This window comes from Pontibacillus yanchengensis Y32 (assembly GCF_000770635.1).
GTDB classification, from domain to species: Bacteria; Bacillota; Bacilli; order Bacillales; family BH030062; genus Pontibacillus; species Pontibacillus yanchengensis.
Map to the genome: position 1 here is coordinate 45,316 of NZ_AVBF01000018.1, position 21,202 is coordinate 66,517.

General features: G+C 37.5%; 15 protein-coding genes. 3 read left to right on the forward strand and 12 right to left on the reverse strand.

Translation table 11 applies throughout. The features are described 5' to 3' along the window. Window positions 1-283: 283 nt before the first annotated feature. From N782_RS08430 to N782_RS08445, 4 genes are all read right to left on the reverse strand, one after another. Window positions 284-1,132 carry a S1C family serine protease gene (locus N782_RS08430; RefSeq protein ID WP_036818440.1) on the reverse strand — a complete coding sequence of 283 codons (849 nt, stop codon included), beginning with the start codon at window positions 1,130-1,132 and terminating at the stop codon, window positions 284-286. A 1,079-nt stretch (window positions 1,133-2,211) separates the two neighbouring features. Beyond that, window positions 2,212-4,245, reverse strand: a complete 2,034-nt coding sequence (locus N782_RS08435; protein ID WP_036818442.1) for an ABC transporter ATP-binding protein — start codon at window positions 4,243-4,245, stop codon at window positions 2,212-2,214. Then, entirely contained in the window at window positions 4,245-5,993 is a 1,749-nt protein-coding gene (locus N782_RS08440) for an ABC transporter ATP-binding protein (protein WP_036818444.1), read from the reverse strand. Before N782_RS08440 ends, N782_RS08435 begins: the two co-directional genes overlap by 1 nt. Window positions 5,994-6,496: 503 nt before the next feature. Continuing rightward, a complete protein-coding gene (locus tag N782_RS08445; RefSeq protein ID WP_036818447.1) occupies window positions 6,497-7,528 on the reverse strand; it encodes a TIGR00341 family protein in 1,032 nt (343 codons plus the stop codon). Window positions 7,529-7,767: 239 nt separating this feature from the next. On the opposite strand from N782_RS08445, the gene N782_RS08450 reads away from it, so the two are divergent. From N782_RS08450 to N782_RS08460, 3 genes are read left to right on the forward strand one after another with little or no spacing between them, the layout of a single operon-like run. Further along, entirely contained in the window at window positions 7,768-9,285 is a 1,518-nt protein-coding gene (locus N782_RS08450) for a spore germination protein (RefSeq protein ID WP_036818449.1), read from the forward strand. An 8-nt stretch (window positions 9,286-9,293) separates the two neighbouring features. Next, complete coding sequence (locus N782_RS08455) at window positions 9,294-10,412, forward strand: GerAB/ArcD/ProY family transporter (RefSeq protein WP_036818451.1); 1,119 nt, start codon at window positions 9,294-9,296, stop codon at window positions 10,410-10,412. Then, complete coding sequence (locus N782_RS08460) at window positions 10,409-11,545, forward strand: Ger(x)C family spore germination protein (RefSeq protein WP_036818453.1); 1,137 nt, start codon at window positions 10,409-10,411, stop codon at window positions 11,543-11,545. Before N782_RS08455 ends, N782_RS08460 begins: the two co-directional genes overlap by 4 nt. A 103-nt stretch (window positions 11,546-11,648) precedes the next feature. Here N782_RS08460 and N782_RS08465 read toward each other — a convergent pair whose 3' ends face one another. The 8 genes from N782_RS08465 to N782_RS08500 form a co-directional block, all read right to left on the reverse strand. Next, window positions 11,649-12,482, reverse strand: coding sequence for an aldo/keto reductase (locus N782_RS08465; protein ID WP_036818455.1), 834 nt, complete (start codon window positions 12,480-12,482; stop codon window positions 11,649-11,651). Window positions 12,483-12,722: 240 nt separating this feature from the next. Further along, window positions 12,723-13,961, reverse strand: coding sequence for a quaternary amine ABC transporter ATP-binding protein (locus N782_RS08470; protein WP_052111254.1), 1,239 nt, complete (start codon window positions 13,959-13,961; stop codon window positions 12,723-12,725). Then, window positions 13,961-14,821, reverse strand: coding sequence for an ABC transporter permease (locus N782_RS08475; protein ID WP_036818458.1), 861 nt, complete (start codon window positions 14,819-14,821; stop codon window positions 13,961-13,963). Before N782_RS08475 ends, N782_RS08470 begins: the two co-directional genes overlap by 1 nt. A 406-nt stretch (window positions 14,822-15,227) precedes the next feature. Then, window positions 15,228-16,253 carry an ABC transporter substrate-binding protein gene (locus N782_RS08480; RefSeq protein ID WP_036818460.1) on the reverse strand — a complete coding sequence of 342 codons (1,026 nt, stop codon included), beginning with the start codon at window positions 16,251-16,253 and terminating at the stop codon, window positions 15,228-15,230. Between the two features lie 20 nt (window positions 16,254-16,273). Further along, window positions 16,274-17,029: a class II aldolase/adducin family protein gene (locus N782_RS08485; protein WP_036818461.1), complete on the reverse strand. Its 756-nt coding sequence runs from the start codon at window positions 17,027-17,029 to the stop codon at window positions 16,274-16,276. 11 nt (window positions 17,030-17,040) lie between these two features. Continuing rightward, window positions 17,041-17,994 (reverse strand): D-2-hydroxyacid dehydrogenase, encoded by a 954-nt coding sequence (locus tag N782_RS08490; RefSeq protein ID WP_052111255.1) that lies wholly within the window; start codon window positions 17,992-17,994, stop codon window positions 17,041-17,043. Window positions 17,995-18,241: 247 nt separating this feature from the next. Beyond that, window positions 18,242-20,515, reverse strand: a complete 2,274-nt coding sequence (gene helD / locus N782_RS08495; protein ID WP_036818463.1) for an RNA polymerase recycling motor HelD — start codon at window positions 20,513-20,515, stop codon at window positions 18,242-18,244. A 189-nt stretch (window positions 20,516-20,704) separates the two neighbouring features. Further along, the gene (locus tag N782_RS08500) at window positions 20,705-21,049 is read right to left on the reverse strand and encodes a hypothetical protein (RefSeq protein WP_036818466.1); all 345 of its coding nucleotides are present in this window, start codon (window positions 21,047-21,049) and stop codon (window positions 20,705-20,707) included. Window positions 21,050-21,202 lie beyond the last annotated feature (153 nt).

Below are 21,202 nucleotides of genomic sequence, written 5' to 3' on the forward strand. Positions count from 1 at the left end.
AGCCACTTTCAATATGGGTATCATACACCATATAGAAGGTGTTATCTACCGTTTTTTCAATCCATTTATTAACATTGTATATAAGCCTTATATGATAAAGGAAAAGTGGGGTACCTATTTCTATCGTTTCTTTTCCTACCATGTTCTATAATCAATAAAGATTAAAATGTAAAAAAACTACCTGCGAAAGGTAGTTTTTCAGTCTCTATATCTATTCGTTACATCACAAGGAAGTATGTCGTTTGTTAAATATACAAATTTCTAGTGTTACCATTATTTCACACTATTGAATTTCATCTAAGCTCTGATCCTCTAGATTCTCTATTTTTTGATGGTAATACGAAATTGGAATAGCCAATCCGACCTTACCATGTTGTTCACGTTTAATTGTTGCAAAAACAACAGCTATAACCTCTCCTTGCATATTGATCACGGGACTTCCACTATTTCCATGATAAATCGGGGCATCGAGCATGAGAACTTCCTGCTCCCAATCATCCAAACTCGTGTAGCCAATCACTTCTCCTTCGTTCGCAATTCCAGTGAAACGCATTGGATTGCCTATAAAGTACACATGCTCCCTTTTCTCGAATGATGTCTCTTCGGCTAGTGGCAACGAGGGGAGTGCTTCTACTTTTTGACCATCTACTCGCTTAGCTTTCAATAAAGCCAGGTCAACATCTTCAAATTCAGCTACCACTTCACCTTGGAAAAGCCCTGCTTCTGGATAGGCTAGGGAGACCTTTTCCCCATTATCAATCACATGGTGGTTCGTTATGATATACCCATCTTGTGAAATGGAAAAGCCAGTTCCTTTTGACTTTCCTGATTCAACAACAACGATGGACTTTTGATAGGTATTAATATCCGAATTAGTCGACAATTGAGCAGATTTAAAGAGAAAGTCAACAGCAGGTAAGGAAAACGTGTTTGGTATAACGGCTATAACGTTAATAAACATCATAATGGCAATTAACCAAAACGCCCACTTTGGAAAGACAGGTCCTTTTTTCTCCGGTTTAGGCTTACGCTTCTCTTCTTCCAGTAATTCCATTAATTCCTCATCTTCGAACTCTTCATACAAGTCATCATCTATCATATCTGAGTTGTTATTCTTTCTTTCTTCACTCATAGTAATCTCCCTTTAAGCTATATGACATTAGATAAGGCATCATATAATTTTTATTTTACCACCTTTGGTTCAAATGTGAGAAATTTGTTGGCTATTTGATGTAAAAGATATTCTGTAATAGCCCCATTATCTTGAAGACTTGGAATCGAGATATTATGGGGAAAGAGAGATGTTTCCGTTGTTTTAATCAGAGAAAAGATGGGCCGGGAAATAGCTCGCTTTCCTGCGGACGAACGGTCGAGTCTCCTCGGGCCAAAATGCGGCCCTGTGGGGTCTCGACACATCCGTTTTTCCGCGGGAGTCTCGCCATTTCCCGGCCCATCTTTGTGTTCGTTTGGTTTAACGGAAACATCGCCATATGTTGAAGTTCGAACCAAATAGCCAGAAGCTCGTTACTAGGCATAGAAATATCTGAGTGGGAATTCTTAAGAAGTATTCAATATTTAGAGCTAAACTGTGTCATAGCATCATTAATCCTTTGCTCGTACTTATTATGGGGGTTATTGCAGCTACTAAGTAAAATTTGTAGAACCCTTGCAAAATCAGGCTATGTTTTCGTTCCTCCCAACAACAACAAAGGTGGCCTGGGAACGACGAGACTCCCGCCGGAGAAAGAGGTAGGCAAGATCCCCTGAGGACGTTTCCCCCGAAGGTAGCTTGCCAGCTCGCCGGCAGGACGCGAGTTGTTCCCAGGCCACCTTTATACCATCTAAAGCAACGGAAACATCCCTCTAACCCAAATTATCTCGAATCCAAGTCTTCAAGATTATGCCTCTTATCCTGAATAACTCCTTTATTCCAATTACTCTTCATCAAACCTTCCTAACCAAAAAAAGATAGATGCCGAATGCATCTATCTTTTTCATTGTTGTCTAGGAAATTATAAAATTTAATGCTTGTGTATAACTGAAAAAGTGAAGTAGCCACGTCCAGCTCCAGCGCCCAGCGACTAGCAAACTTCCTGCACCTCCTTACGATAAGTCAACATCGAATCGCTTGCGCTCTTCGTGTTTCCTTTATCTCATACGGAGCCGTCCATTTTGTACGTCGCTTAACGGGCGCCCTGAGCTTTTGTTCTGCTATGAAATTGCCGCTTCTTCCAGTCTTCCTTGTTGCATTTGATACATTTGGAAGTAGATGCCGTTTTCTTTAATGAGAGATTCGTGATTTCCTTGTTCTACAATTCTACCGTGATCCAGCACAAATATTTGGTCTGCTTGTTGGATCGTGGATAGGCGGTGTGCGATTACTAGTGTAGTTCTACCTTTTTTAAGAACATTTAATGCCGCTTGAATGATACCTTCTGTTTCTGTATCAATGTTGGCTGTGGCTTCATCCAATATTAATATAGCCGGGTCAAACGCCAATGCTCTAGCAAAGGAAATCAGCTGTCGTTCTCCTGCGGATAAAGTGCTCCCTTTTTCTTTCACAGGTTCATCATATTGATTAGGATATTTCTCTACAAAGCGATCAGCACCAACTTCTTGCAATGCTTTTATTGCTCGTTCTCTTGAGATAGAAGGATCCCCCATCGTTACATTAGATAATATCGTTCCTGTAAAAATAAACGGGTCTTGGAGAACAATTCCCATATGACTTCGTACTTGTTGTCGGGATAAGCTTTGTGTATCCGTTCCATCAATCGAGATAGTACCTTTTTGTGGATCATAAAAGCGGAACAGTAAATTCATAACCGAGCTTTTTCCTGAACCTGTGTGGCCAACAAATGCAACGGTTTCCCCTTCTTTTGTTTGGAAGGAAAGATCTTTTAGTACATAGTCATCTTTTTCATATGCAAAAGAAACATGATCAAACGTAATGTTCCCTCTATAGCGAGGAATGGTTTGATTATTAACTTCTTCCCCTTCATGGTCCATAAGTTCAAATACACGGCTTGAGGCAACTCGTGCTTGCTCAAGTTGAGATAATTGATTGACGACATCAATAACTGGCTGAAACAAACGATTTAAATAATCAACAAATGCATAGAGTAAACCTACTGATACGACGCCACCAACTCCCATGGAAGCTCCTCCAAAATACCAGATAAATGCTACGAAAGCTAAATTTCGTAGAACATTTACTAAATTAAAGGATGTTAGAGAGTTTAAGTTTAATAGTTTATTTTGATAGGTGAAGTGACGCGTGTTCATCTCTTCAAATTCTTCTGTCGTTTGTTTTTGTCTCCGAAATGCTTGAATGATTGGCATACCTTGAATCGCTTCATTGATATTACCATTCAAGTCACTAATCGTTGAACGGATTACATCATTGTACTTACCTGCATATGCCTTATAGAGCTTCATCCAAATCGCCATAATGGGAATAAGCAATAGACAGATTGCAGCTAGCTTCGCGTTGAGTAGAAATAAAGCGATGTAGATTCCAAACATATAAATCAAACTCGTAACGAATGTTGCTAGCACCTTTTCATACAATTCACGAATCGCCTCGGTATCATTTGTTACTCGAGCTACTATTTTACCTGCTGGTCGATTGATGAAGTAATTAATTGGTACTCGTTGAATATGAGCAAATACATCTTTTCTCATCTTCTGTATGATTTTGTTGGAGGATACTTGTAACAAGTAGGTTTGCCAATATTGAAATACAGCTGCAATCAATAGCAACACAACATACAAACCAAGCAACCATTTTATTGCACTTGTTTCCGGTTTAAAGAATGCATACAACTCATTCAATTGTAATGCGGTTGCGTTCACTTCTACTTTCTCATCCGGTGTGGTAATCGTAAGTACCCCATCTGCGAATGATTTATTCCCCTCTGTTGGAGCATCTTCCTCTATAAAGTAATAGCTTTTTCCAGCTTGTAAAATCGTTGCGGTATTTACTTTTTCATCCGTTGAATCGAGGCGATCAGCTCGTTTGTAAGGATCTCCTTGATATAATACGGTGTGAGAGCCTTCTTCCTCTTGAACCTGATACCAATTTGCTTCAATCCCAAGAATATGCTCATCAATCAAGCGCTTTGCTATAAATGGTCCTGTCAGTTCAAGTGCGACGGCAATGGTTAAACAAATCAGTCCGATGAAAATCGTCTTCTTAAACTGCATAGCATATTGAAATAGTCGTTTTTCCGTTGAAGATTTCATTAGCCGCTCACCTCCCCTGAATCCATTTGTTGTGTGGTGAACTGCTCGAAGTACCATCCTTTTTTCTCAATCAACTCTTCATGCGTACCTCGTTCTACAATTTGGCCATCTTCTAACACAATAATTTGATCAGCATGTTGAACAGCAGATAAGCGGTGCGCAGCAATAAAAGTTGTTTTATCCTTGCGCTCTCGTTTTAAATGCTTAATAATATTCGCTTCCGTCTTACCATCGACTGCGGATAAGGAATCATCTAATATCAAAATTTCCGGATTCATAATGAGAGCTCTTGCTAGGGATACACGTTGCTTTTGTCCCCCTGATAAAGTGACTCCACTTTCTCCAACCTTCGTGTCCAATCCTTGCGGTAAGTTATCGATATCGTCCTTCAAATAGGCCAATTCTAAGATTCTTTCAATCTCCGAATCCTCCGCCCCATCTTGACCAAATTGAATATTTTCTCGAACCGTCTTCGAAAATAGAATTTGATCTTGTGGCACATATCCAATCCATCCTCTTGTTACGTCTAAAGCAATGTCATGAATAGATGTATCAGATATCGATAAGTTCCCTTTCATACCAGGGTAATCTCGTAACAATTGTTTAAATAATGTCGTCTTACCTGCTCCTGTTTTACCTACAACCCCAATTGTATCTCCGCGTTGTACCGCTAATTGAATACTTTTGAGCTGTGCTTGCTCTGTATCAGGGTATTGAAACGTCACCTGATCAAAAGCAATCGTTTGAGGAAGAGGAACTTTCCTTGGCTCAGTTGGATCTTCTACATCTGCTTTGTAGCCAAGTGTTTCATTCACCCTATCTAGAGATGCATTCCCTCGCTGCATGACATTGATCAATTCACCTACAGCGAACATTGGCCAAATAAGCATACCAAGATATACATTAAATGAAACAAGCTGTCCGAGTGTAATTACATTCGTAAATACAAGCGATGCCCCGTACCCTAAACCAATCGTATAAGAAATACCTACTAAAACCTTAATCGTTGGTTCGAACATGGCATCAATTTTCGCGACGGCGACATTTTTATCATAGACATCTTCTGTCATCTCATGAAATCGCTTCTCATCCTGCCCTTCTTGGACAAACGCACGAATAACACGCACACCACGTATGGACTCAAGAACATCATCATTCATATCACCAAAAGCATCCTGAGCTTTTGTGAACCGCTCGTGAATCGTTTTTCCATATCGATTCATAATAAGGGCCATTATTGGAAGTGGAATTAGGGCAGCTAACGTTAGTTGCCAGCTTATCGTAATCGCCATAACGCCGATAATCATAATCATGAAAAAAGTAGAATCCACTAGTGTCAAAATACCGAATCCCGTTGTCATGGACAGTGCTTTCAAATCATTGGTGGACCTAGCCATTAGATCTCCCGTACGATATTTCCCAAAAAAAGTTGGCGTCATCGAAAGGAAATGTTGCATTAATTTCGAGCGAACTTTCCGTTCCAAAATAAATGCTCCACCAAAAAGCAAATTCACCCAATAATAAGAAACCACGTAACTTACTACAATAATAAGCCCATACCAGAGCAATAATTCCATTAAACGTCCTGTTGTTAATGTTTCAAACTGAATCGCGTCAATTGCCATCCCGATAATTTTCGGAGGGATAATGTCGATTGCACTTACAAAAATCAACATGATGATTGCTGATGTGTACCGAATCCAATGATCCTTAAAAAACCACTGGAGTTTTCCTAAAACTGAAAACATACGTTCACCTTCTTTTCCCAATATTCATTTGTTATCCGCCTGTTGCCTTCCAATCCTTTACTACCTTTCTTACTGAACAATTGCTCATGTGTAACTCCTCCTTTTAGAATGTTTATATAAAGCTTGAAGCCTTATAACAATAAAAAAACGCATACGTCCGGTGACGTATGCGAGCATAAAAAAGGGTCACGAACATAGGCGTGACCCTTTACGTACAGTTGTAGCTCCTTTTATCCTACTGACACAAGAATAAAGAGGGAAGGTCACTTATATTATTCAATTCATGGCAATCAAACTTTGAAATCAACATAATGTAACCTCCCTTTTATTCGTAAGATGTACAAAGTATATAATTTTCAAAATCTTAAGTCAACAACTTCAGGAAAACTTTTCTACTTTTTTACTATATGAACGTGTAATAAGTTTAGAACGGTAAATGCCTACCCTTTTAAAAATTCTGGGTACACAATATATGCTGTTCTTATAAAGCACAGCACAACAAGTTATTCGAATTTAATGTCCTGACCTAAGAAAATCACGGATAAAAGCGAGGCAACAATAAGCAAAACAAAAATAATCGATAGTGACCTTGATACATTTGCTCGTTGCACTTCTCTCCAACGTACGGGACGAATACCTGTTAATGAAAATACAATTACTGCAGATAACAATATACACATAATATTGACTGTTACGAGTAAAAAGGAACCATACGCTTCAGGCCATAACCCTTTTCCTATTGACATTCCAAGAGCAATATTCGGAGGGAGTAATGCTACAGCTACCATAACCCCTACAAGGTTGCCAGCCTTTCTGTTTAGTGTTGCGATTGATCCTGCTCCACCAGCTGCTAATGCAAGGAAAAAATCTGAAAGCGTTACTTCTGTTCGCGCTACATATTGCCGAGTATTTATATCGATATTAAAGAACATGTTAAATATGATTGCGATTACGATGACAATACCTACGCCTAACAACGATGTAAGTGCAGCTTTTCCTAACAATTTATAATCACCTAATATAGCCGCAAAAGCTGTAGCAATAACTGGTCCTATTAAAGGAGCAATTACCATAGAACCAATCACAACCGCATCACTATCCTTTATAAAACCCATTGTGCCAACCACAGCAGATAAAAAAATCAATAGCGTATAGTTCAAGGTTGTTAAACTGTTTTTCTCTACATACGTTAATAGCTCATGCCGACTTGCACGCAGCAGCATCGTCTTATCATCTTCCTCTTCTTCCTGTTCGCTCTTATCCTTTTCTTCTGTTTCCTCATTTAAAGTAGACCTAGATAAATAAGTCCTTACAGGAATAAGCAACGTTTCAAAACCATCTACCACATTTGATACGCTCTCTAAATAATTTAATATCTCTTCTACTTCATCGGTATTCACGAGTATTCTCACAAGCATCCGCTCTTTAGACTCACTTGATACCCAATAGGAAGTATGAGGATGCTCTCGTAACTTCTCATCTACAGATTCGAAGTGTTTATTCGGAATATAGGCTTCAATTAATTGTAGGCTCATGTTGTTCATCCTTTTAACTAGGGATGGAATATACTAACATTCGGAATTATAAAGACTTGTTTTTGCTTTAGTATTAGTGAAATGCATACTTTTATGTGTGAAATTGGCCAAATCCTCTCTCTTCCTTCAAATAAATGAATGCATCACTTCAATTCTTTTCATAAAAAAAGCTAATGTTCTCATAATCCCACCAATTTCTCTCATACTAAGACTAACTTTCCACAAAGGATGAATCCATCATGAGAAGAAGTAGAAGAAAATCATCTAATAGCAGTTCTAGTAGCAGCTTTCCATATACTATTGAAGAAATTCACCAGAAATTAAAGGATATCTTTCACCAGAGTCCTGATTTAAATATGGTGGAGTACACCATCCAACAGAAAAAGGTAGCTATCTTTTATATCACTTATCAAATCAACAAAGTCCAATTAAACAAGAGTTTACTCCCACCACTCTTAAAGATTCAGCAACAAAACCTTGATCATAAAGTCATATTAAATGAGATTCCCTTAGGTGGGGGTGAGGCGCAAGATAATATAGATAAAATTGCCTCAAATCTAATACATGGTTCAGCATGTGTATATGTAGAACAGGATGAAAAAGCACTCACCTATCTTATTCCTGAACTAGAACAAAGATCAATCAGTCGTGCTGAAAACGAATCACTCGTATTTGGACCTCAAATATCTTTTACAGAGTCACTTGTTTCTAATTTAAATATTATTCGGTGGCGTATGGATACCCCGGATTTAGAAGTAAAGAAAATTATAGTGGGAGAACGAATCCCGACAGAGGTTCGCGTTATTTATCTCAAATCTCTAGCAGATGATGAAAATGTGAACACAGTACAGCAGCGAATAGAAGAGTTAAAAGTTGATGATGTATTGGATAGCTCCGTGCTAGCTCAACTTATTGAGGATAATAGTAGAAGTATATTTCCTCAAATTTTGCAAACCGAATTACCTGACAGGTTATGTTATGCATTAAAAAAAGGGAAAGTGGGAGTCGTCCTTGATAAAAGCCCAAACGTATTAATTGCACCATCTACAGTATTCTCTTTTTTAGAAACAACAGAGGATGTGTATATGAGATGGAACATGGGATCATTTGCACGGATATTGCGACTAACAGCCATGGTTCTTTCTATTTTATTAACGCCTGCGTATGTTGCAGCACTAACTTTCCATTATGAGGTTATTCCATCATCCATGCTTGTGTCGTTAGGACAATCAAGAGCAACAGTACCATTTCCACCTATATTAGAAGCATTACTGTTGGAAATATTAATCGAGCTACTCCGGGAAGCTGGAGCAAGGTTGCCAACGAAGGTAGGACAAACAATGGGTATCGTTGGGGGGATTGTACTTGGGCAAGCGGCAGTTAAAGCAGGCTTTACCAGTAATATCTTAATCATTATCGTGGCTTTAAGCGCCCTGTCTTCTTTCACAGCCCCAAGTTATTTAATGGGTACTGCGATCCGTATCATACGTTTTCCTACGATTATATTCGCAGGTTTATGGGGATTAGTTGGAATGCTTTTTGTATTCGGATTTCTCATTATTCATTTATTACGTTTAACTTCAATAGGAAGACCATATCTCTCTCCTATTTACCCATTAACGATAAAGGACTTTAACGATTCCATTATTCGTTTACCTGCTACAATTGGGAACACTAGACCATTGTCTAACCATCCTAAGGATAAAAAAGCATATTCTGAAAAGAAAGCAAAGAAGAAAAAAGACATAGATGAGTAGGGATTTATATGAATCAAGCACATGTCAAAATCAAACCAAACATCCAAATCACTGCTTTTTACCTGTTCTTCATCATTCATACGATGCAAATTGGGGCAGGTATTATGGGCGTCCCTCAAATCATCTATAAGGAGTCCAAGAATAATGCATGGATTTCTGTGCTTATAGCAGGAGTGTTTTTACATTTAACTATTTTCGTTATGGTTACACTCCTGAAGCAATACAACAATGCTGATCTGTTCGCCATCCAAAAGGACGTGTTCGGAAAATGGATAAGTCGATTTTTAGGCACCTTTTACATCCTTTATGTTTTAACCGTTACGAGTAGTATCTTGTTAAATTATACAGAAGTTGTTCAAGTGTTCATCTTCCCTAAGATGCCATCTCTACAGATTACTTTCTTTCTATTATTTTTGGCCACTTATGCTATAACAGGTGGATTTCGAGTCGTAGTAGGGTCAGCATATCTGTTCTTTTTCCTTACAATTTGGCTTGTTTTCTCCCTTTATGAACCTGTTCGCCATGTGGATTGGGATCATTACTTTCCACTTAGTCAAGCTACTCCTAAAGAATTGATGCTTGGCGCGTATAAAACAACCTTCTCTGTATTAGGACTAGAGGTTTTATTGTTTGTATACCCCTTCATTAGTAATAAAAAGAAAGTTCCTATAGCTGCCCATTTAGCTGTATTACTTACAACAATATTAACCTTTTTAGTGACCTTTATTTCGATTGGCTACTTCAGTGGTCCTCAACTGGAAGAGCAAATCTGGCCAACCTTAGCAATGTTTAAGATTATCCAATTTTCCATTTTAGAGCGATTTGACTTTATTGCTGTTGCATTTTGGGGATTCGTCATTTTACCGAACATCATTTTATTTATTTGGTTAGCAAGCTATGGGGCAAAACGTCTGTACCATGTAAAGCAAAAGCATGCCCTATACGTAATCATCATTCTTCTCTATGCATTTACGAATTTTTTTGAATATCGATTTAACATTAATACCATTACCGATCTTGCAGCTAATGTTGGCTTCTATGCAGTCTTTATTTATCCATATTTCCTTTTGCTGATTGTATTAGTGAAGAAGAAATTCACAAAAGGACAAGGAAGTGGTACCAAATGAAACGATTGACGTTGCTAATGATATGTTCAGTGTTATGTTTAACGAGCTGTGTCGAAAAAAAATATCTAGAGCAAATCGGCATTGTTACTGCGGTAGGCTACGATATGCTTGACGAAGAGGGATGGTTAGAAGGAACTCATGTACTATTTCAATTCGATCCAAATCAAGCAAATGTTTCTCAAATTATTACCACTCGCGCCAAAACAGCTAAAGGATTAATAAATGATGCAAGTTTAAAGACGAGTAAAAAATTAGCATCCGGTCAGCTTCGGTTAGTACTTTTTGGAGATAAAATAGCCAAAGAAGGAGTTATGAGATTGCTGGACACCCTGGCTCGAGATGCGGAGATTGCCGACATGATGTATATCGCTGTAAGTGAAACTACAGCTAATCAAGTTTTACGAGCGAACAACTTCGAAGATGCCGCCAACATTGGGACGTATTTACATCAATTAATTCAAAAAAATATCCAAGACGAAAAAGTTCCTCAAAGTACTTTACATGACTTTCTTCATCACTATTATGATAGGTCATCTGACCCTGTGGTCCCTATTCTGAATGAAGAAAATTCAAAACCTACAATCCGAAACCTTGCTGTATTTAGAGGTGACCAAATGGTAGGAAAAATTTCAGCCAAGGAAGGCTTTCATTTAAAACTGTTAAAGGACAGATTTGAATCGGGTCAATTAGAAATGGTCATCCCCCAAGAGCCATTCATTGATGATAAGGAAAGTGACCGTCATTATGAAGAAGTACAAGGCATTTATATTAATTTAGGGGAACTATCAAGTGATACAGATATTCAAGTTGTTAGTGTGGATAATATAGAATTCAACGTCAACATCAACATTACAGCCAGAGTATTAGAACTCTCCGAAGCGGTTAAGATGGAAGATGACAAAATAATAAAAAAATTAGAAGAAACCATTGATAAGAACCTAGAACAACAGACTGAAGAACTTATTCAAAAATTGCAGGAAATGAACTCCGACCCTGTAGGCTTTGGACTGAAATACCAACGAAAAGTAGGTCCCAAAGCCATGGAGAATGATAAATGGAGAGAATTATATCCTCAAATGAAAGTAAAAATAAACATAAATACGAAAATATTACGTAGTGGTATTATTAATTAAAGAAACGTTTAAGGTTTTCCTCAAGGAGCATATAGAGTACAACCAACATAAATGAAACCCGCCCATTATCATTATTAATGATAATGGGCGGGTTATTTATTTCTTAGGAATTATAGTCAAATTCATCAGGATGGGGGCCGATACGTTTTTCTTTATTTAATGTATCAATTTTGCCCATTTCTACATCCGTTAGTTCGAAATCAAAAATATCAGCATTTTGCGCCTGACGTTCCTTGCTTGAAGATTTCGGGATGGTTACGACTCCATGTTGGAAGTCCCAACGCAAAATAATTTGTGCAGCTGTTTTATTATACTTTTTCGCTAATTCTTGTAAAACTGCATTTTCAAAGTATTTCCCTCGTGCAAGAGGTGACCATGCTTCTAATTGAATTCCATTGTTTTTGCAATATTCCTGAAGCTCAGGAACGCTATTTTGAGGATGGAACTCGACCTGGTCCACCATTGGCTTGATTTCAGCGTCTTTTTGAAGCTCCTCTAGATGATGTGGCAAGAAGTTACTTACACCAATTGCTCTTACCTTCCCATCTTTATAAAGCTTTTCAAGTGCTTTCCATGTGTCTTTGTACTTTCCAGGAACAGGCCAATGAATTAAGTAAAGATCAACATAGTCAAGTCCCAATTTCTCAAGGCTATTTTCAAATGCATTCAACGTTTCTTCATATCCTTGTTCATCGTTCCAAACCTTTGTGGTAATGAATAATTCTTCGCGTGGAACCGATGTTTCTTGAAGAGCCTGTCCAACACCTTCTTCGTTCTTGTAAAACGAAGCTGTGTCAATACTACGATATCCTAACTCTAATGCAGATAATACCGCTTCTTTTGCTTCATTACTTTCTTCGTCCATTTTATAGACACCTAAACCTACCCAAGGCATCTTCACTTCATTATGAAGCGTAGTTGTAGCTGTTAAACTCATTGTATCTGACTCCTTTCCAGTAGTACGGAATCCTTCTTTCACACTTATGATGGTACAGCATTGGAAAACAATAGGACAAATGAAAAGCATTCTTTGAAGCACCTATAGTATTGCATATATTAGAGATTCATTTGATATACGTATAAACAACAAGTAAGAACAAAGTCTTGATATAATGAGAGTATTTATCTTCTTGTAAAGGTCATTAAACGAATTGCTAGCTCTATATTCAATATAGTATTAAACAGTTACTGAATCCGTATAATCGCTCTCCTGCGACTCTACTTTATCATCTTTTTCTTCCGCAACTAATCCAGATAATACATGCACTCTTAGAATAAATCCTTCTACTCGATTTTCTTCATTTACTACGGCAAGTGGATATTTTGAATCCAAGGCCTTTGGAATAAGTTCGTTTACATACTCATCTTTTGATACGGTTTGAATTACGTCTGTTTTCATAACTTCTTGAAGCGTTTTTTTACTTCTAACGCCTTCTACCGCATCATCAATCGTCACTAATCCTTGCAGATGGCGCTGACGATCAACAACGAACACACTAGATATGCCGTTCTCTTCCATCTCTCTAATTCCTACTTTCAACCCATCTTTATTAGACACTAGAGCATTTGGCTTTATCATGATATGCTCAGCTCGTAATACCTTTGATCGGTCGATATCCGCTATGAAATTAGCTATATAATCGTTAGCTGGTTCTTCTAGAATCTCTTCAGGTGTACCAATTTGAACAACTTTTCCATCTTTCATCACGGCTACACGGTCACCAATCTTGAATGCCTCGTTTACATCATGCGTAATGAAGATGATAGTTTTTTGAAGACGTTCTTGAATATCTAACAGCTCAAGTTGCATTTCTCGACGAATTAATGGATCCAATGCACTAAACGGCTCGTCCATTAGAAGTATATCAGGGTCATTCGCAAGTGCGCGAGCTAAACCTACACGCTGTTGCATACCGCCTGACAGTTCATCAGGGTATTTCTCTTCATACCCTTTAAGACCTACCACTTCAATATTTTTCATAGCTGTTTCATGTCGTTCTTCTTTTGAAATCCCTCGAATTTCCAAACCATACTCTACATTCCCAAGAACGGTACGGTGACTAAATAAACCGAAATGCTGAAAGACCATCGCAATTTTATCTTGTCTAAATTTTTTTAATTGACTGTGGTTGTAATCCAAAATATTTTCATCATCTACATAGATTGACCCCGAAGTGGGTTTATTTAATACATTTAAGCAACGGATTAATGTAGACTTACCACTACCTGAAAGCCCCATAATAACGAAGATTTCTCCCTGATTCACATTCATAGATGCATTATATACCCCAACAGTGTGGCCTGTCTCATCAAGTATTTGATCCTTTTCCTTTCCTTCTTTCACCATAGGAATAATCGATTTTGGCTTCGGTCCAAATATTTTTGATATATTTTCAATTCTCATTTTTTCACTCATTAGTTTGCCCCCCTATGTTTTTGGAAGCGGTCTGCGATACCACCTGTAATACGATCAATTAAAATAGCTAAAAATACAATACTAATTCCCGCTTCGAATCCAAGGGATAAGTCAATACGATTGATGGAAATCAATACTTGTTCTCCAAGTCCTTTTGCACCTACCATTGATGCAATAACTACCATAGCCAATGCCATCATTGTCGTTTGGTTTACTCCAGCCATAATCGTCGGTAATGCTTGTGGAAGTTGCACCTTTTTCAACATTTGCCACCTTGATGACCCAAATGACTCAGCTGACTCAATTACTTCAGCATTTACATTTCGTATTGCTAATTCTGTTAAACGGATAACTGGAGGAATAGCATAGATTAGAGTCGCAAATACAGCGGCCACATTCCCTAACCCAAAAAAGAAGATAGCAGGAATCAAGTAAACGAAACTCGGCATCGTTTGCATGGCATCTAGTACCGGCCTCATTACAAAAGAAAATCCTTTACTAAAGGCCATCCAAACACCTAATGGTATTCCAAATAGTAACGAAATAAACACGGATGTTATTACTATTGCAATCGTCGTCATAAGAACTTCCCATAGTCCAAACGTTCCAACTAAAAATATAAAAAATCCATATAATACACCCGCAGCAATTGATTTAAAACGCCATCCCATTAAAAATACTAAAATGATAAATAACCACCAAGGTAAGAACAACAAACCTTGTTCGATTCCTAGCATCGTTCTAGAGGCAATGAAGAAAATAAAATCAAATAGTGGAGCAAAAACATCATTGATCCACATTATAAAGCTTTCTACATAGTCTCCTAAACTAAGTTGTATATCTGGAAAGTGCTCATTCATTAGCTTTCCCTCTCTCTAATTTAATTTATGGTATAGTTCATGTATAAAAAAAGTAGTTGGCCAGTAGATGTGGTCAACTACTTTTTTTATTGTCATTGTAGAGTGTCACTATTTTCTCAGTTGCTTATCTGATACTCTGTCCTTAATTCTTCAAGCTGTCTCATCCACCATATTGTTACTTATTCTAGTGAAGCATCATACTCTTTTGTGCACTTCAAAGCCTCTACAGTTAATTGATTGCTTGTTTCAAAATTGTATAGAATAGTCTATTACTTCTAGTGTTTGTATAAGCACAACAATGGTGAATTTATTTTGGGGTACTAGACAGTCCTTACTCATCCCTTTTTATAAGGTATGTTAGTAAACGTCGACTTAGTTTTGTTACCAATTAAAACTTACTATACTGTTACTTAATTGCTTCTTTTACTTTAGTAGCAGCTTCTTCTGATACCCACTCAGACCATAAGTCCTCATGTTTTTTCATCCACCAGATAGCTGCCTCATCAGCAGAAGCATCTTCATCTTTCATATATTTTAACGCTTCTCCTGTTAAATCACTGCTTGTTTCATAGTTTGATAGAAAATCAACTACTTCTGGCGCTTGATCTGGTAAATTACTATTCACTGCTACCACAACATCATTAGGAGGGAATTCAGTACCACGATTCTTCTCCCATTGTTCCTCATTAAATTCTGGCTCTTCTAGTAGTGTCATGTCATATTTTGCAGTTACCCAGGTTGGAGACCAGTAGTATCCAACCCAAGGTTCACCAGCTTCATAAGCTGAGGCAAGTGACGTTACAATAGCAGCATCAGAACCTGGGCGGAAATAGTTATATTCTTCTTGTAAGCCATATGTTTCTACTTTAGTTGCTAAGTATTCACTTAGTGCCCAGCCGGATGGTGCTCCAATAATCCTTCCTTTACCTGGTTTCTCAGGGTCTTCAAATACATCTTTATATTGTTCTAGGTCTTTTACTGTCTTTAAATCAGGAGCAGCAGCTTTAATACCACGCTCTTCATCTCCTTCAATAACATAAGTTGGAACCCAAAGTCCTTGTTTATTGTCATCAAAATTAACTGCTACTTTCTCAATATCACCTGATTCAATTGACTCTGTGTATAATTCTTTAATGTTATCTGTCCAAACTTCCATATAAGCGTTAATGTCACCCTGACGTAATCCTTGAATGGTGGCAGCTGTGGAACCATTTGTTACATCAGTCTTATATCCATATCCATTTTCAATAATGGTTTGAGCAACACTATTATGAAAACGGATACTATCCCATCCTGCATCGGCTAATACAATCTTGTCTATTTTCTTTTTATCTGATTCAGAATCAGATCCTGAGCTACTGGCTCCTTCACTTCCACAAGCTGCAAGAATCATTAGTATAAGTGAACTTACTATAATTAATACTTTCTTCATCATCTCTCTCCTTTTTGTTACTACTTTAATAAATCAGGTTGTTCTTTCGTAATCATATCGTATAAAGGCTTGAATTCTTCTCTACCGATTTCAGGTAGCCCCATTTGCTTTTGAGTATGTGCTGCATGTTCTGCATTAATAAGAAGTGGTTTTGACCCAGTTGATTCCACCGTCATTTGTACTTGACACGCTCGCTCCATTGCAATAAACCACCAAGCAGCTTCATCTACGGTCTGACCAGTTGTCAGCAACCCATGATTTTGCAATATAACCGCCTTATTGTTACCAAGAGCTTTGGCAATGCGATCTCCTTCAGAGTCATCATAAACGACGCCAGTATAGTCATTGAAGATTGAGTGGTCATCATAAAATGTACAAGCATCTTGCGTTATTGGATCAAGTGTCCTCCCAAGAGTAGACCAAGCCATGCCATAAGGTGAATGAGCATGTGCCGCAGCATTCACATCGGGTCTTGCTTTGTGAATTGCTGAGTGAATCGCTATAGCAGCACCGTTGATACCGTTCCCATAATCACCTTTAAGAACGTTACCATCTTCGTCTATCAATAATAGTTCGGAAGCTTTTACTTGGCTAAAATGGACCATAAACGGATTCACCCAAAAGTGGTGCTTGTTCTCTGGATCCCGTACTGTAATGTGTCCAGCTGACCCATCATTAAATCCAAATTTTGAAAATAAACGAAAGGACGCAGCCAACTTTTCCTTCACATACTGTCTTTCTTCTTCTACTGAATGAAACGTTCGATTATATGACATTGTTTTACCTCCTAATAGCCTTGTTGAACATTTACAACATACTTCATCGTAGTATTATTTACATAGGCTTTTATATTGTCTGCAAGTTGTTCTATGCAACGATCGAGATACATTGGGGACTTCGCTGCTACATGAGGTGTCACCATTACGTTAGGTAGGTACCAATATGCATGGTCATTGGGCAAAGGCTCTTCCACAAAAACATCTAAAATAGCCTGTCCAATTTTTTTATGTTCCAAAGCATCAATTAGAGCTTTATCATCTATTAGAGGACCCCTACCAATGTTGATCAAACATGAGGATTCTTTCATAATGTTTAATTCTTCATAACCAATACAACATTTAGTGTCATCTGTAATAGGCATTAATAAAATAACGAAGTCACTTTCAGCTAAAGGCTTAAATCGCTCATTTAATTGATACATCTCATCAAAAGGCTCTTTCTTCACTCCGCTTGTATTCACTCCAGCTACGTGTAGCCCTAATGATTTCAAAGCTCTTGCTATATCCACTCCTATTGTACCTGCACCAAAAATCGTAACAGACTTTCGATGGAGTTCTTGAAATTGAGCAGCTTCATCCCAATATCGCTTTTTTTGAAGCTGTTCAAAATTTGATAAATTTCCTGCGGAATAAAACATCATGCTTAACACATATTCCGTCATAGGGATACTATGTATCCCTTTCATATTCGTTAATAGAATAGAACGATTATTAATTTTGCCAAGAGGTAAGTGTTCAACACCTGCTTGGAAAAGTTGAATCCACAAAAGATTCGGCATGTGCTCAAGCCATTCTTCGGTAACATCCTCTCCATATGTAATCCAAATTTGAACATCCTGGTATGGGATGGTTACTATTTCCTCAGGGGATGTGACATGATACACCAACATGTCTTGGGGCAAATATGTAGAAATAGTATCAAGCTGATCTGGTGTAAGATCTTCGATGGATATAAGTAACATAGCTTTTTCCTCCTGCTCTGTTAGCGGCAACGAATACAATTGTATATAAAATCGCCACCACAACTCAAAAGACGCCTCGTCTGAAAAATAAGAGTATTAGCTCAAATTCTTTCAATAAGGTAAACTACCTTCGATCCTTATGGGTTCTTATCATTTCTCTTAGATATCCTTCTTCATAATCGATTTTTGCTATAACAAAAGGAAAGGACTTCCAAATGGAAGTCCTCGTTAGATCGTATTAAGTCTTTTATAAATACTTGGCTTCAGGAATATGGTCTAATAAAAAATCACTATATTGCTTTCCATAAAAGTAAAGATAATGCAATGGACGAGTCATTGCCACATAAAGCAATTTCATATCAAGTTCATGGAAATGATAACCCTCTTGAAAACTCATTAAAGAGACACAATCGAACTCTAAACCTTTTGATAAATAAATTGGTAATACGATAATCTTATCTGTTACCATTTCTTCCTCTTCTCCTAATAATTGAATGGTATCAGGGAAAAAAGGCTGTAAATGGTCATAGATAAGTTGACATTCTTGTTTGGATTTCCCTATAAAAGCAAATGTTTTTACACCTTTCCTTTTAAGGGATTTATATCTTTCCACTAATTCTGTTTCCCAACCTTTTTGCTCCATTGAGTAGAATACGGGCTTGTCGCCATGTCGTACAACTGGCTCTGCTTTAGGAACGGATTCTGTCATATAATTGAGTAACTCATTTGCTACATTCATGATTTCAATGGTCGTACGATACGTTTTTTGAAGTGTTAAGTAATTTGGTGATGTAAAGAGCTTATTTTGTAATAACTGCCATGATGGAAGGCCTCTATATTGATAAATGCCTTGAGCTAAATCTCCTACAATCGTAAATAACTCTGTATTTAGTGCTCGACGTAAACTTACAAATTCCATAAAGGAATAATCTTGAGCTTCATCCATGACTACTTTTTTTGCTTTAAAGTCAGATTCTATTCCAAATAAGATTGCCTGTAAGTACAAAAGAGTTGCTAAATCTTCCGCATCAATGGTTTTGTGCTTCAGATTTGTCATGGTATGATGACGAAGTTTTTGGTTTTGAGGTTTAGATAAAGTTGGATTAACCACTTTCTCAAAGATAGCTTCGTCTTGGTACATTCGCTTAAAATATTGGGTGAGATTATAATTTGGGAACTTCTTCATATGGGCTGATACTACTTTTTTTGCTTCTTTTTCCACTTCTTGAAGTTTTTCTTCCTTTTTATCTAATAAAAAGGTAACTCTTCTTTTTCTTTTATCAGCATCTTTTATTCCATACAAAGCTTTGTCTAACTCATCATCATACTTTTTTGAGAGCTTTTCTATGATTACTTTCTTCTTACGTCGAACATCACTGGTTAAAACCTGTCTTATTTTTTTCTTACGTTTATAAAAAGGAAGATAAGCATAATCCTCAATGAACATCCTCTTAATCTTCTTTCCATTAACGACTCGAAAACCACCTATTGTTATATCTTCCTCGACGAAGAACTCTTTCTTCATTTCATTTACATACCGATCAAGAATACTTTGAAATGAAGCATCTCCTTTTAGCGAAGCAACTTCTAACCTTGCATCATCTTCCGCCCCACTTTCTAGTACATTCATTAATGTTTCATGTTGGGTTCTTACATGGAAGGAGTGCTTAGTTACTAATTTTACAAAATCAATATATGTCGTTGATCTGGCTTTATCGACACCTAGTTCAGGTAGAACTTCTTTCATGTAGTCAATAAATAGTCGGTTTGGGGCGAGGATGAGCATTTCCTCCGGATGAAAAATATCCTTTAGTGTGTACAAAAAGTAAGAAACACGGTGCAATGCAATAGTGGTTTTTCCACTACCAGCAGCACCTTGAACAATAATTGGCTTTCGTAAGTCTGCACGTATGACTCGGTTTTGTTCTTCTTGAATTGTTGAAACTATTTCATTCAGGCGGTGATCTGCATTTTGAGAAAGGGATTCTTGTAGTAAATCATCTTTTGTGGTGATATCGATGTCTCGAAAATCCTGAAGTTCCCCTTCTTCTATAGAATACTGACGTTTTAAAGAGACATTCCCTTCATACGTCTCTCCATGAGCTTCATAGCTCACATCTCCTAACCTCCCCTCATAGTAAACATTAGCAAGAGGAGATCGCCAATCTAAGATGATAGGTTGTTGGGTTTCGCGGTCAAATAACGATACTTTTCCTATGTAGAATATTTCTTCTTCTGGTTTTTCTTTACGATGGTAATTAATGCGGGCAAAATACGGTTTCTTTCGAAGTTTCCTGAGGTTTTCTAGTTGTTCTTTGGACATTTTCATAAAATTGGAATGAGCGAGCATATCTTGGTACTTCAAACTACTATCCTTAAAATCTAACGCTTCCACTGTTTCTTGTTGTCGTTGTTTCAATGTTTCTTGATCTGTTTCCTGAGCGGCAATCACAGAGTCCATATACGCTTTTGTAAATGTTAATCGATCCAACTCTTCTTGATAATCCGGATGGTTTTTCATCTAGTCATTCCCCTTTCTCCTATAGAACGAATGACGAGTCCTAAACCTCTTTACAAATGGTGTATGCATATCGTTTTTCAAAGCAACGTAACTACTCTACCATAATTTGTTTATCGTGACCAGAAAACTTGTTTGGTGACAAAATATAGAAAAAGGAAACCACTATGACAGTCGTTTCCTTTCGTTCACTTATTTTGTTTTTTGTAAATCTGGCACCTTACTTTCAAATAAAAAGTAAGATAATACTCTTAAAATAATGGGATACAAACTTAGTACCCCAATCAAATTCCCAATCTCCCCCAACACATCAGTGAACGCCATCACAGCAGCTAACAAAAGCATCAACACTACGGAGATAGTTCCAGATGGACCGTTTAATGGTTTCCATGTTTTCGTAACAGCAATCGTTTCTTCTTCTACTTTCCCAAAACAACGCCAATGATAAGGTTGAATACGAAAATAATTCGTTGCCGTTACCAACTCATCTCGATCTTTTATCTCTTTTCCACAATATCGACAATAGATAGAACTCATTCAATCATCCTTACTCCACAGTCTATTATCCTTACATTATAATAGATTACTACAAATACGCAATTGGCAATCTGGTGATATATTTTGTTTTGGAGTATAAGAGGTGTTATTCCATATAAGAGGCATAATCTTGAAGACTTGGATTCGAGATAA